The sequence below is a fragment of the Vibrio sp. 10N.286.51.B11 genome (genome assembly GCF_041469245.1).
GTDB lineage: Bacteria > Pseudomonadota > Gammaproteobacteria > Enterobacterales > Vibrionaceae > Vibrio > Vibrio crassostreae_C.
Genome location: NZ_JBFRKI010000001.1, coordinates 44971 through 58307, shown reverse-complemented (window position 1 = coordinate 58307; position 13337 = coordinate 44971). Strand labels below are relative to the sequence as shown.

Genomic DNA, 13337 nt, shown 5'->3' with positions numbered 1-13337 from the left:
ACTTTTTCTATCCTTTTAATTCATGCTTTGCTTAATTGGCAATCTTGCTAAAACGGAAATGTCCAGAGGCTTCATAAGCCTGAAGCTTTACTCGTGGCGCTTTTCTTGCAAAGTGCCTGCTAGCTCAGATCTGCCCCAAAATCACTTAGATTGAATACTCTACATCGTTTAGGATGCGAACATTTTCCCTACTAAAAGTCATCCATCCTTATGAACTTTAGTTGTGAACAATTGCTATGTATCACATCAACCATTTAGTCACTTTATCTTCACGGGCTGGGGGTAAAATCACAACAAACTGTATGATATCTTTTATATTATTTAAAGGTACAGGGAAAGTGACATGACTGAAGAGATAGTCAGCTTGATACCTCACACTCCTATATAAAGGGTGTAATCCATCAAAACTCGAACTTAAAGTTAACTGAAACGAAAACAAGGCTCTAATTGAACCTTGTTAAAAAATTGGATGAGTCTATGAGTTAACGACGGAGACCATCTTCAAATCGCTTGCGATAATTGTTTATCACGGTGATTAACGACTTTTTAATATCAACAATTTGTTTGGAATGTGGACACCAAAGCGCGAAGCCAAACTTGAAGCCCTCTAGCATCTCATCGGCTTCAACTGGCTCAATAGCATGATTGGCAAACTCAGTATTAGCAAAGGTTTTAGGCAGTAACGCCCAACCCAACCCCGCTTCGACCATCTTTATCACTAGGGCAAGTTGATCGATTGCTTCATTGTCTGAGCTGTAAATAATCTTCTCTGACATACCTTCTTCAATAAAAGATCGTAAGACAAATTGTTTGCTGTTTTTCAGAGCCACCAAGACTGCACTTTTCTCCAACCTAGATAGATCTCCACCTTTTTGAACAAAAGGGAGAAATTCGAAATGCCCAAGGAAAGTAGCATCAAAGCTATACATCGCCTGACGGTCATGCACATTGACGATACCAAAATGGTATTCGCCACTATCTATGCCTCTTTTGATGTCCTGTTTATTCCTAACAAAAAAGTTCACGCGCATTAGCGGAAAATCGCGAAGAAATTGCTGGCGGATTTCAACCAAAGCGCGATGAGGAATCACACTAGAATAAGCGATGTTGACGCTTTCTAATCCACCATAAGAGAGGCTTAGCGCCAATTTATCGAAAGTACGCGCTTGCTCGATGGTTAATTTAGCATTGTGATAAAGAAGGTGACCATCTTCAGTTGGCTCTACCGAACGCCCCACTCGTTCAAACAAACTGACCGCTAGTTGGTCTTCAAGGTTGGTAATCACCTGCCCTATCGTAGTTCGGTGCTTATTGAGTTTGACCGCGGCTTTGCTAAACGAGAGTTGTTCATAAACGGTCACGAACGCGAGAAGTTGTTCAAAACTAAAATTCATAGGTTTCGCTTCCTTTCTAGAGTGATTTACTTAAAATATGATAACTGATCTGCACCAGTGATACTGGACACTCGACTAAGCGAGTTGCCCTACTTCTGTTAATTCATGACTTACTAAATTAGATAAAACGCAACTCGGAAATGTCCAGAACCTTCACAGATGGCACTTCGTAACTCAGAAGTGCCCCTTTTCTAGTTAGAACCAAAGCTACCCTTCAGCTATAATTGTGACTTTTGACTTACAATACTTGTACTATGCTTTTTTCAGCTTGGTTCTACTTACACAGCAAGCTCTGCAAGTAGAAACCTTCAATGTAGTTGGGCGTTTTATCTACAGATAACGACTTCTCAAATGGTCTTTGAAGTATTGCGCATTCAAGGTTTCGCCCGTTGCACCTTTCACCAAGTCATCAGTGGTCAGCAGGCTGCCTTTGCTCCAAATGTTTGATTCTAACCAAGTGAAGATAGGGGATAGGTCACCGCTTTCAATCACAGAGTTTATATCTACCGTTTTCTTCATTGAAGCCATGAACTGCGCCGCGTACATCGCACCTAATGTGTACGATGGGAAGTAACCAAATGCGCCGTCTGTCCAGTGGATGTCTTGCATACAGCCGTTAGTGAAGTTGCCTTGAGTGCTTAAACCAAGGTAAGACTGCATCTTGGTATTCCATAACTCTGGCACGTCAGTGTGTTTGATCTTGCCGTTGATCAAGTCACGCTCAATCTCGTAACGCAGGATAACGTGTGCAGGGTAGGTGAGTTCATCAGCATCGACACGGATGAAGTCTTTCTTCACGCGCGTGTAGATCTTCTGGAAGTTTTCTTTCTCAAATTCTGAGCCTGAGAATTGCTGACCAGCCAAGTTCGCTAAGTGTCCAATGAACGGGTCGCTGCGGCCGACTTGCATCTCGAAGAATAAAGATTGAGATTCATGAATGCCCATAGAACGAGCTTCCCCCGCTGGTTGTCCTGCTAGGTGTTTTGGTAAGCCTTGTTCGTAACGTGCGTGGCCTGTTTCATGCACAATACCCATTAAGCTTTGAACGAATTCCGCTTCGTCATAGCGTGTTGTGATACGCACGTCTGAAGGCACGCCGCCACAGAATGGGTGAACACTTTCATCCAATCGGCCGTGTTCAAAATCGAACTGAAGCAGCTTCATGACTTCTAAACCCAGTGCTTTCTGTTTCTCGGTCGAATAGATACCTGATGGTGCGTTAAATTGCTCGCTCGATTGTTTTTCGATCACTTCATCAATTAAACTTGGAAGCCAAGTTTTAACGTCTGCAAATAGGGTATCAAGTGAAGTAGAGCTGGTGCCCGGTTCATAAATATCCAGCATCGCATCATAAGGCGTTAGATTGGCTGCGTCTGCGCGAATCTGCGCTTCTTCACGAGAAAGCTCAACCACTTCACGCCAGTTCTTTTCGAATCCAACCCAGTCGTTGTTACCGCGTTGGCTACGCCACGCATGTTCACATTTTGAACCCGATAGAGATTTCGCTTCAACCAGTTTTTCTGGAAGTAGGTTTGCTTGTTGCCACTGGCGTTTTATTTCACGAAGTGACGATTGTTGCTCAGTGTTCAGCGCTTCATTTTCAGCGTCTGCAATCCAATCGCCAAGCTGTGGTTGAGTCATTAAGCCGTGAATATGAACAGAAAGCTCGGCCATCGCTTCACTACGAGCTTGGTTACCACCTGCTGGCATCATTGAAGCTTGGTCCCAACCACAAATAGAAGCTAGGTGTTGAAAGCGTGAACATTTTTGAGAGTGTTCGACTAGTTTTTTGAATGCGCTCATTTGACTACTCTTAATTTGGTTTCTTTAAATGATCCTTAGGGCTGCGTCAGCGTTAAGGTTCATCTCGTGTACTTTGATTATGGCTTTGCTTTTTAATGACGCCGACCTTCGCAGTCGAAGATATAGCGAGAAAAGCATGAGGCGGTACGATGCCTTGAATTTACTATTTCTTAACAAATCAAACTGTTCTATTGTGCACAAAATCAGTGAGTTGTATAGCTGGTGGCAATTGTTGCTTGCGAATTGTTCAGATACACGGTATTGATGATAGATCGCTGAACAAAAATGACAATGATATGGATATTTTGAACTTTGAGGCATTTCTAATTGCCATCACTATTTTAACGCTAACGCCGGGCTTAGATACGGCTTTGGTGATTCGCAATACTAGCCGCTCTGGCTTAGCTGACGGTTGTATGACGAGCTTTGGTATTTGTAGCGGCTTGTATGTACACGCGTTTTTCTCTGCTGTGGGTATATCTGCAATCCTCGCCCAATCCGCTGAACTCTTTCAAGCCGTTAAGATGGTAGGTGCGGTTTACCTCATCTGGCTTGGCTTAAGCAGTTTGCGAGCATTAATGAAAAACGGTGGCGGTTTAAAGGTCGGAGAACAAGCTCAGCAGGCATACAGTGCAAAGCGTTCTTTGCGTGAAGGCTTTCTGTCTAACGTTCTTAACCCAAAAACAGCAGTTTTCTATCTGGCCTTTTTACCTCAATTTGTAAACCCTGAAGGTTCGCCTTTATTGCAATCTATGTTGATGGCTTCGGTACACTTTATGATTGCGATGGTATGGCAATGTGGTTTGGCTGGCGCGCTTAACTCGGCTAAAAATTTGCTCAAAAACGCGAGTTTTATGAAGTGGATGGAAGGTGTGACGGGCATGGTGCTGGTTGGGCTGGGTGTTAAGCTTCTGATGGAAGAGCCTGTGTAGTTCACCGTTTTCAGTTGAACATGAATATATGAAAGCCCACGATGTGTCGTGGGCTTTGTGCTTTATTACTGGTAGATCTTTGTACCGATCTTATTCTACAGCGCAGTTATTCAACGACGCTAATGTTCATCTCAGCACCTTCGAAACCTAAGTCACTCAACTCATCGGCGTTAAAGTTGGTGGTAACTTCGATGTCGCCAATGCGCTCAGTAGATTCGTTGACGGAATCAGTACTTCTTTTGCTGCGTAGATTGTTAGTAATTGGTGTTGCTTGTCCAATTTCGATAGTACCTGCAAATTGAGATTCAGCGTAGAAATCTCCAGACACGTAAGAGTGGAAGGGGCGTAAGCTTCCGCCAGTCGCGTATTGCATGCTTGATAAGCCAGCTTCTTTAATCGCCCAGCCCCAATCCCACCATTTAGTTTCACCTGGGATGTAACGGTGATCCCATTGGTAGCGAATGTCGGCAGATTCACTGCTGCCACGGCCCATGGTGAAGGTATGAGCCTTGTACGGGCGGTTATCTGGATGAGAGTGCCACGCGTTGCCACCCCAACGAAGGAAGCCGTTGAATTCAACATCGTAGCTAATATCGGCGTTGAATCGGTACGGGTAAGAGATGCTTGAACGATACAGCTCAACTCGAATCGGTAGCTCCGAATTCGCAGGAACCATAGGACGAGCTTGAAGTGTTACTTGTTCGCTAGTGGAGTTGCCATTTGTTTCAGCGAAGCTTTGGTTAGCCTCGAACTTAACGGTGAGCTTAGTTTCGCCAACCAAAGGCCACTTGAAGGTGTTCTCTGTTTGAACGCTCTGTGAGAATCCGTAGCTGTTCGTTTTCGACCAGTTTGTTGATTCGTCTACTTTTAGGTCTACCACCACTTGTTGCGCGATGTTGCTGTTGTTTCTTGCCGTCGCGTAAACCGTTTTCACTAGTTCACGATCCGACTCGACAACATCACCATGCCAAAAGTTGTCGTCGTTAACGGTGTAGGCAAAATTGTCGACGGTGATTTTGGTTTTTTCATCACAGCGATAGCCGCTACAAGAGCCATTGTTATTTCCTTGTATTACCCAACTGTTGCCAGAGCGCTTTATCGTCATGTCTTCGCCCACGTACTGACTGTTATTACCGCCAACCCAAGCGTAACCTAGGTTGTGGGCTAAGTAGCTTAATGGGCGTACAAAGTCGTTACGGTTGTTCACTAATTCATACTGAACATCGATTTCGCTGCCTTCCTGAACCGATTTGGCGGAATAGTTGGGGATTTCAGATTGGTCGTTGTTTGGGTAACAGAACGTTGACCCACTGCTTGATTGCTTAATTTCGCCATGATAACCCGGCCCCATGATTACCCAGTTTCCTTTTAACCCGGTGATCTGCCAAGTGCCCATGCGAGCGACCAAAGTACTCTTCTGCTCTTCTGCTTCATAACGGTCTATAGGACGATAACCAGAGCGACAGACATCTTCACCAAGTTGGTCAAACACTATTTGGTCTGGGTAAATCTTCGCATTTACACCGGTTGATAGAACAGACAACACTGCGGTTGCTAAGAGACTTCTGTTTACTGTGATCATTAACAATTCCCTCATTTGTAATTTTTCTATTTTGATAATGTTTTGTGTGCCGTGCAGTTAACAAGACAAGTTCACTTTTTCATGTTGATAAATAGATAGATACTGAAAAGGGTTGAATTAAATTACCCAGTTAATTCAATGGCTTGTATTGTCATTAGTGTTTTTACGGTGAAAGAGTATGCAACTGAACGTAAATTGTTTGATGGGGCTCAAACCGTTTTTAGAAAAATGAAGGCCCATTATTCGGGCTTAGACGTCAACATTATTTGACGTTATTTTTGGCGTTTGTATGAATGGTTAATTAGAAGAACAGGTATAACCATTCACAATACTCGTAGTTTTAAGGTGGGCAGGTAGTGAGTGACAAAGAGTAAAAATCTAACTTGAATATTTTGCTTTGCTATCGGTTTTAAAATGCAAACACTTAAAGTAAGGAAGACTGTAATAATTGTATTACTGATAAAATAATGAAAATAACCATCCGTTTTTTATGTGTAATATCGGAAAAGCTTGCTACTTGATAATAGGGCACTTTTTGCTAGTGGTTAAACTATCTCTAATTATCGTTTGGCCAGAAGTTGCGTTCGGCCTGTATTACACGTTTTAATGATGGCAAATAAATCATTCGAACTTAAGATATCAATCTTTACCGTTAATGGGTCATTGTTGATTAACAGGTAAGGCGCCAATCGGCTGTCATTCATTGTTTTATTTATTTTTTGCACAGAGACTAAGTCAATGGTGCCAGAAATAGAAAAGAAAAGTGATTGAGAAGGACGGGCTGTTCCTCTGAATCGCAGAACAAGTGGGTCGGGCATGTTGTCGTCTTGAACGGACATCAGGTGCAGCACCTTGTTGTTACTTATTTTCGTTAATCCGTCGGTACGTAATACATTGTCATTCACTATCAGGTCCACCACGCTATGTTGGTAGCGATGCTCTTCTTTTGGTTGGGGCGAAGGGATACTCCATATGCCAACCAATAAAACGAATGCAGAAATGAGCGCAACGATTGGCATCATAATTGACCTCTTTCTAGGAATAGGGCCAGTTCGGTACTGGCTTGATCTAGTTGGGTTGGCGTGTAAAAGATGTTGACGGACTGGCGTGTGGCTTTGTTCAGAATAGAGAGCTCAGAATATTCCGCTTCTTCGCTAATGTACGCCACGCAATCACATTGATACTGATAGAGAATGCTTTCTAGCTCTGGCGTCATCGCCATTTCAGGGGCTTGGAAAACTTGTATTTGACCTATCCATTGCTCGCTGAGCCGGTTAACGGGGTTGATATCGCTGAGGTTTCTCTCATTAACCTTAGCAAAAGCCAATAACGCTGATGCCAACAGTAAGCAGCCAGTGGTGAAGTAGCACAACTTGTTTCGGTTTTCAGCAGTGGGAAAGTAAGCCGACGAACTTTGTTTAGGGTTAGGCTTAGGTTCGACTGCAACAGCTGCACCGATAGCAATACCGTTATTGCCGACGGGTATCAGGTTGCTCGCATCAGCAAGGGGAGTTGTGGCTGCATTATTGATGGGGGAGTCGATTACCACGCACTCATCGATAAGGCGATAGCCCACCTTAGGAACGGTGACGATTGGGGTTTCTTTGATGCCTAATCTAACGAACCCTTGGCGCAGTAAACTTATACTTTTCGCTAGTGACGTATCCCCTATGAACTCGTTTCCCCAAGCGAAGCTAATAATATCTTGTTTGTTAACAATATCGGGTGAGTTTTTATGTAATAACTCCAGGACCCGAGTTTCACGGTATCCTACTTTAATAGAACGTTCATCGTTATAAATACGGTTTTTAATCGGGTCGAATCTGATCATATAGCCAACGTTTTATTTTTATTATAATTCTCTCTCATCAATGTAGATGACTATAAACTGACTAATATATGAATTAAAGTCACATGTTTTATTCTTCTGGTTTTTTGTGTCGTTGAAACGAAAATAAATTTAATATGTTTGTTACAAAACGCCTGACACCAACGCATAATCTGTTAAATATAAGTAATATCTAATTAAGTGTTGGTTTTATTAGTGTCCTTTTTAGTAGTCTTCTATCTTCTTTATTAAATCGCATAGTGGTCGATTTAATATTCTTGTTATTTATAAGGGCATATGTGCTGCATAATAATTTAAGACGTTTCGCTATGTGATGAAAATAAAAAAGCCCGCAGTTGAATGCGGGCTTGGTATTCAATCACTTCAGTTTACGCTTTAACTGCTTCACAATCATTTGAAGACGTCAACGGTTTGAAGAATAGCTTGGTTTCTTCGATAACAACGTGGCGCAGCAAGATAAGCCCGATTAGGTTCGGAATTGCCATTAGGCCGTTCACGATATCAGCCATTATCCAGATCATGTCGAGCTTTAAGAATGCACCAGAAGCCACCAACGCAATGAAGATGATCTTGTAAGGCAATACAGCTTTGGTACCTAGCAAGAACACAACACAGCGCTCACCGTAGTAGTTCCAACCTAAAATTGTTGTAAACGCAAAGAAGATTAAGCCAACAGAAACCAACATAGGGCCAAGGGTATCTGCATTCAGACCAACAGCGAATGCGTGAGTGGTCATCGCAGCGCCTGAAAGATCAGTCTGCCAAGCACCCGTTAAGATAAGCGCCAAACCTGTCATCGTACAGATGATGATGGTGTCGAAGAAGGTACCTGTCATAGAGACAAGTCCTTGTTTCACACATGAGTCTGTTTTAGCCGCTGCTGCAGCCATTGGTGCGCTACCTAGGCCAGATTCGTTCGAGAACACACCACGAGCGATACCTGATTGGATAGCAAGCATGATGCTCGCGCCAAAGAAACCACCGGTTGCTGCTGTGTTGGTAAACGCAGAAGTCACAACAAGGGTAATGGCATTCAGTAGTTGGTCGGCATTTGAAATCAGAACGCTTAAACACGCGACGACGTACATAACCGCCATAGTAGGAACAACTTTCCCTGCCACTTTAGCGATAGATTGGATACCACCAAGGGTAACCACTGCCACTAATATCGTAAGAACGACAGCAGACATCTCACGCGAAGCGCCAAATGAGATTTGAGTTGCGTCCAAGATAGCGTTGACTTGTGGGAAGGTACCGATACCGAAGCAAGCAACGCCGAGCGCGAAGACAGCGAACATTACCGCTAAGATTCGTGAGCCGACACCGTATTGCAGGTAGTACATTGGGCCGCCAACCATTTCGCCATTGCTATCGGTTCTGCGGTATTTAACGGCGAGTAGACATTCTGCGTACTTGGTCGCCATACCAAATACAGCGGCAAGCCACATCCAGAATAGGGCACCAGGGCCACCAATCTTGATTGCGGTCGCTACACCAACGATGTTACCTGTACCAATGGTTGCTGAAAGTGCAGTACACAAAGCCGCGAAACTCGATACGTCACCCGTACCAGATTTGTCTTTGCTGAACACCATTTTCAGTGCAGTTGGGAGGTGTCTAAACTGGAGTAAGCCTAAGCGAAAAGTAAAGTAGATACCTGTACCCACTAGCAGAATAAGCAGTGGTGGTCCCCAAACGAATTGGTTAATGGTTTGTAGTGTAGCTTGTAGGTGGTTCATAGATTCCCCTTAATAAATTAAAAATTTAAGGAGAAGAGGGAAGGCAGTGCAGATCTCAGGGATCGGGGGCACTACTTAATACATACGGATTTCTAGATAGAATTCTTGTGTTAATTAAGGCTGTTGCTTTCCACTCCTCTGTCCTTTTGCCTGAGAGTTTCACTTAGCGAATCACTTATAGATAAGTAACGGGCACTAAGCTTGCTCCTTCGGCGACCGATCTAACGGTTCTCTCCAGAGGTTCCTCCAACGACAGTCCTCACTTTTCTGGATTTCTCCAGCATAAAGCACCTGAAAGATTTACTTCTTCGGCGGGTCAACCTAACTAAATGTTAATGTTTAGTTAAAAACCACTCTCCTGCAGTCTTCATCAGAACAATTACCTAAATAATTAGGTAATCTGTAGGCGTATCCTAGATCATATAAAATGTGATGTCAGCTACAAAATATCTGTTTGCACAAATGTTGTTCAACTAAATGATCAAACAACGAGTCTCTGACGTAACTTGCTTATTTAAATGGTATAAAATAGAGAAACAAGGAGGAGTTATGACTCGACTAATAGCGATTGTTTTTTTATTGGCTTTGGCATTTGTACTATTTCGTTACCGGACAAACGAAAAACTGCAAAAATGGGTAGTGATAGTTATCGTTAGCAGTTTCCTTTTGTATACTGCCAGCTTGATGATTTCGGAGTTAACTCGTTAAGCCTGCCTGTAAACAGGTGGGATGAATGTGTTAGTAAAGCTTAAGTGCTTCTGGCTTGAGCGATAGGTTTAACTGAGCCTTCACAATCAGTATTGGCATTCGTGTCAGTGACCGCGTAACGTTAAATAAATTTTTGGGAGTACCCGCTAGTGAACCAGCAATCTGGACAAAGCGAACAAGATGAAGTGGTTGTTATAGAAGAACGCGATAAGCGCAGTCAGCTCTATATCGGCATTGCTGCGGTTATAGGTTTAGCACTGGGTGGCTTAATTGGTTCTACAGTTACGGCTTCTAAGTGGGAGTCCACTTACCAGGTACTCGAAACTCGTTATCAAGAACTGCATGACAGCAGAGCACAGTTGATGACATCCGTTGAAACTAAAGTGGCAAAAGTTGATACCGAAATCGATGCGAAAGTAGAAGCCGCTCTAGTGAAACAAAAGGAAGAGCATCAAAAAGAGCTCCAGGAATTAGCGAAGCAGTCTTCGGTTTTAGAGAAGGCGAACTACTCGTTAGAGCAACAGCTAAATGAACAGAAGCAAACGTTAGAGCAAACTCAGCAAGACAACCAGAAACTTAATCGTCAGGCTGACATGCAATCGACTTTGTTTGAGCGTGCGCGTGAAGTTTTCCGAAAAGAATTACAGATTTCTCAAGAACTTGAAAAACTTGAGAAAGAAAGAGATCAACTCGAGCAGAATCTTGGTTCTCTTAAGAAAGCGTGTGATGTTTACTTAGATGGCACATCATGGGATGCGAAATCTGACGCGTGTGAGAAGCAAGATAACGCTAACTCTCGACTGAGTGATATAAGACAAATGATTGAAGTCCACACCATGGACCTCAAACAGATCAAAACTCTCACTGAAGAGATGGGTCTATAAGCCGAAGGCTTTACCAACCTAACGTTAGTTTTGCACTAAATATTGAAACGCCCACATCACACACGTGATGTGGGCGTTTTGCGTTTGTCGAGAGCATAGATCCGGTGCTTTCTCATTATTGATTATTTGCGTGTTTTCATTGTTTGCTTAGATATTTGTGAATAGTTACGTATATCCACAATGATATGTTACTTGTTGTCTATTAAATGACTTTGCATACATATTTTCAGCTCAGAGTCGCTGCATAATAGTGTTGTTCAGGATGAACACGCAGTCGATTGCTAGTTCGCATTTGGCTGCTTTGACGACAAGGGATGGAGTGATGCCAGAGTATCTTTGTGAGAACTGCACCATAGCTTATTGTTTCGATGATTGTCGCTCGCCATTAGCGCAAAAAGAGATGATCAAAGTAGAAGAGTTGGTTCGTCGTGTCGATGTTGAACACGATGATGAACAGAGTGAAAAGGGTGAAAAGAGTGAGCAGGGCATTGAAGGTAGTTATTCGCCTAATCGTTCAGACATAAAAAATCCCCACAAGCCAAGCTGGTAGGGATTTTGGAAAAGTTGCAGTCCTGTTCTCGCTTTCTCAAGCAAAGGGTCTTACAAAAATTTTTAGAACAGTTTCGTTTTTAGAGCTGTGTCGTTTCTTAGAATGCAGTTAGCTACTAGAGCAAAACCTCATTCCACTAAACGTTATTTCTCATACGTTTTGATTTCGCCTGATTTCACACGAGCAACAAACGATTGCAGTTCTTTCTTCACAACTGGCATCAAGAAGTACAGACCAAGAATGTTGAAGATAGACATCGCAAAGATAGCCGCATCAGAGAAGTCGATTACCGCACCAAATTGAATCGTGGCACCAATAACAACAAACACACAGAACATCACTTTGAAAATCAGCTCCGTTGTTTTGCCTTCACCAAATAGGTAAGTCCAAGCTTTAAGACCGTAGTACGACCAAGAGATCATGGTAGAAAACGCAAACATGATTACTGCGAGAGCGAGTGTGTATTTGAATACTTCTGCCGTTTCAGTAAACGATGCAGCAGTCAGCGTTACACCCGTTAAACCAGAGCCATCGAATGGACCTACGTTTAAACCAGCGATAGTGATAACCAATGCGGTCATTGTACAAATGATTACCGTATCAACGAACGGTTCTAATAGTGATACTAGACCTTCGGTGATTGGTTCTTTTGTTTTAACCGCTGAGTGAGCGATAGCTGCTGAACCTACACCTGCTTCGTTCGAGAATGTTGCACGTTTCAAGCCTTGAATTAGCGCACCAATAAATCCACCAACAACACCTTCACCAGTAAATGCACCTGTAAAGATTGCGCTGAACGCAGGGCCAACTTGATCAAGGTTAGAACCGATAACAATCAGAGCCATACCGATATACAGAGCAGCCATCCAAGGAACAACTTTTTCTGTTACCGATGCGATAGAAGGCATACCACCAACAATCACAGAGAAAACTAAAGAGGCAAGTACAAGGCCAGTGATCACACCGTATTCACTTGGTACATCAAATGCGTAAGTTAACATGGCGTGTGCTTGGTTAGCTTGGAACATGTTACCGCCGCCTAATGCGCCTAAAATACACATTAATGCGAAACCAATAGCGAGCACTTTACCTAGTCCGCCTAAACCTCTTTCACCCAGACCTTGGCTTAGGTAGTACATTGGACCACCCGAAACAACACCTGAAGGTAGGATAGTTCGGTATTTCACACCTAAGGTACACTCACAGAACTTAGAAGCCATACCCAGAAGGCCACACAAGATCATCCAGAATGTCGCGCCAGGGCCACCAATCGCAAGTGCAGCACCTACACCGGCAATGTTACCAAGCCCGACAGTACCAGAAAGCGCCGTTGTTAACGCTTGAAAGTGAGAAACCTCGCCGTCCTCTTTAGAGTTAGGATCGGTATACTTACCTTTGATAATGTCTATCGCCATGCCGACACGTTTAAATTGAACAAAGCCAAAATAAACAGTGAAGATGATCGCAGCGAGCAACAGCCAGCCAACAATCACTGGGAAGTTAGCTTCACCAATCGGTACACTTTTAAATATCAGCCCAACGAACCAACCTGTGTATTCGTTGAAAAAACCATCAACACTTTGACTTAAGTTGCTGATAGCTTGGTTAAATGATCCTTCTTCTGCAAATGCACTGGAACTAAACAATAATATAAACCCAAAAAATAATTCACGTATGTTTTTCATGGTTTTCCCTGTCTTTTTAATAAATTATGTTTGTTGCTGTTGTGTTTGTTTTCTATTTGATTTGTATATCTCAGTGGTTTATCTACTTCATTCGACGGCAACATAAACGGCTGTAGCTAGGTCGAAAAACGAAATAAATATAAGTACTGATCTTGCTTTGTATGGATATCCTTTTGGTATGTGCACCAATAAGACTATGGCATTCGGGCTA

General features: G+C 43.0%; 10 protein-coding genes and 1 riboswitch. Of the genes, 3 read left to right on the top strand and 7 right to left on the bottom strand.

The genetic code is table 11. The features are described from left to right. Nucleotides 1-482: 482 nt before the first annotated feature. Nucleotides 483-1394 (bottom strand): LysR family transcriptional regulator, encoded by a 912-nt coding sequence (locus AB4154_RS00230; RefSeq protein WP_017069525.1) that lies wholly within the window; start codon nucleotides 1392-1394, stop codon nucleotides 483-485. A gap of 330 nt (nucleotides 1395-1724) precedes the next feature. Further along, on the bottom strand, nucleotides 1725-3197 hold the full coding sequence (locus AB4154_RS00225) for a carboxypeptidase M32 (RefSeq protein WP_372121907.1): 1473 nt from the start codon (nucleotides 3195-3197) through the stop codon (nucleotides 1725-1727). Between the two features lie 296 nt (nucleotides 3198-3493). Here AB4154_RS00225 and AB4154_RS00220 point away from each other — a divergent pair, with 296 nt between their 5' ends. After that, complete coding sequence (locus AB4154_RS00220) at nucleotides 3494-4129, top strand: LysE family translocator (protein ID WP_017058961.1); 636 nt, start codon at nucleotides 3494-3496, stop codon at nucleotides 4127-4129. Nucleotides 4130-4235: 106 nt separating this feature from the next. On the opposite strand, the gene AB4154_RS00215 is transcribed toward AB4154_RS00220, so the two are convergent. The 4 genes from AB4154_RS00215 to AB4154_RS00200 all read right to left on the bottom strand — a co-directional run bounded on the left by AB4154_RS00215 (nucleotide 4236) and on the right by AB4154_RS00200 (nucleotide 9299). Then, nucleotides 4236-5711, bottom strand: a complete 1476-nt coding sequence (locus tag AB4154_RS00215) for an aerolysin family beta-barrel pore-forming toxin (RefSeq protein ID WP_017063796.1) — start codon at nucleotides 5709-5711, stop codon at nucleotides 4236-4238. Between the two features lie 560 nt (nucleotides 5712-6271). After that, nucleotides 6272-6733, bottom strand: a complete 462-nt coding sequence (locus AB4154_RS00210) for a hypothetical protein (RefSeq protein WP_017059728.1) — start codon at nucleotides 6731-6733, stop codon at nucleotides 6272-6274. After that, nucleotides 6730-7542, bottom strand: a complete 813-nt coding sequence (locus tag AB4154_RS00205) for a winged helix-turn-helix domain-containing protein (RefSeq protein ID WP_017066273.1) — start codon at nucleotides 7540-7542, stop codon at nucleotides 6730-6732. The genes AB4154_RS00210 and AB4154_RS00205 overlap by 4 nt, the downstream gene beginning before the upstream one ends. Before the next feature lie 386 nt (nucleotides 7543-7928). After that, nucleotides 7929-9299 (bottom strand): sodium:alanine symporter family protein, encoded by a 1371-nt coding sequence (locus AB4154_RS00200; protein WP_017059726.1) that lies wholly within the window; start codon nucleotides 9297-9299, stop codon nucleotides 7929-7931. Nucleotides 9300-9427: 128 nt separating this feature from the next. Further along, nucleotides 9428-9547: riboswitch (glycine riboswitch) on the bottom strand. 609 nt (nucleotides 9548-10156) lie between these two features. On the opposite strand from AB4154_RS00200, the gene AB4154_RS00195 reads away from it, so the two are divergent. Both AB4154_RS00195 and AB4154_RS00190 read left to right on the top strand, forming a co-directional pair. Beyond that, the gene (locus AB4154_RS00195; RefSeq protein ID WP_372121905.1) at nucleotides 10157-10891 is read left to right on the top strand and encodes a chromosome partitioning protein ParA; all 735 of its coding nucleotides are present in this window, start codon (nucleotides 10157-10159) and stop codon (nucleotides 10889-10891) included. Nucleotides 10892-11213: 322 nt separating this feature from the next. Beyond that, nucleotides 11214-11441 carry a hypothetical protein gene (locus AB4154_RS00190; RefSeq protein WP_065584878.1) on the top strand — a complete coding sequence of 76 codons (228 nt, stop codon included), beginning with the start codon at nucleotides 11214-11216 and terminating at the stop codon, nucleotides 11439-11441. A gap of 143 nt (nucleotides 11442-11584) precedes the next feature. On the opposite strand, the gene AB4154_RS00185 is transcribed toward AB4154_RS00190, so the two are convergent. Further along, a complete protein-coding gene (locus tag AB4154_RS00185; RefSeq protein WP_017059723.1) occupies nucleotides 11585-13126 on the bottom strand; it encodes a sodium:alanine symporter family protein in 1542 nt (513 codons plus the stop codon). Nucleotides 13127-13337: the final 211 nt, after the last annotated feature.

What these genes read in the sequence shown, in the direction of transcription:
- AB4154_RS00230 (WP_017069525.1), bottom strand. Translation starts at nt 1,394, where the DNA reads ATGAATTTTAGTTTTGAACAACTTCTCGCGTTCGTGACCGTTTATGAA.
- AB4154_RS00225 (WP_372121907.1), bottom strand. Translation starts at nt 3,197, where the DNA reads ATGAGCGCATTCAAAAAACTAGTCGAACACTCTCAAAAATGTTCACGC.
- AB4154_RS00220 (WP_017058961.1), top strand. Translation starts at nt 3,494, where the DNA reads ATGGATATTTTGAACTTTGAGGCATTTCTAATTGCCATCACTATTTTA.
- AB4154_RS00215 (WP_017063796.1), bottom strand. Translation starts at nt 5,711, where the DNA reads ATGATCACAGTAAACAGAAGTCTCTTAGCAACCGCAGTGTTGTCTGTT.
- AB4154_RS00210 (WP_017059728.1), bottom strand. Translation starts at nt 6,733, where the DNA reads ATGATGCCAATCGTTGCGCTCATTTCTGCATTCGTTTTATTGGTTGGC.
- AB4154_RS00205 (WP_017066273.1), bottom strand. Translation starts at nt 7,542, where the DNA reads ATGATCAGATTCGACCCGATTAAAAACCGTATTTATAACGATGAACGT.
- AB4154_RS00200 (WP_017059726.1), bottom strand. Translation starts at nt 9,299, where the DNA reads ATGAACCACCTACAAGCTACACTACAAACCATTAACCAATTCGTTTGG.
- AB4154_RS00190 (WP_065584878.1), top strand. Translation starts at nt 11,214, where the DNA reads ATGCCAGAGTATCTTTGTGAGAACTGCACCATAGCTTATTGTTTCGAT.
- AB4154_RS00185 (WP_017059723.1), bottom strand. Translation starts at nt 13,126, where the DNA reads ATGAAAAACATACGTGAATTATTTTTTGGGTTTATATTATTGTTTAGT.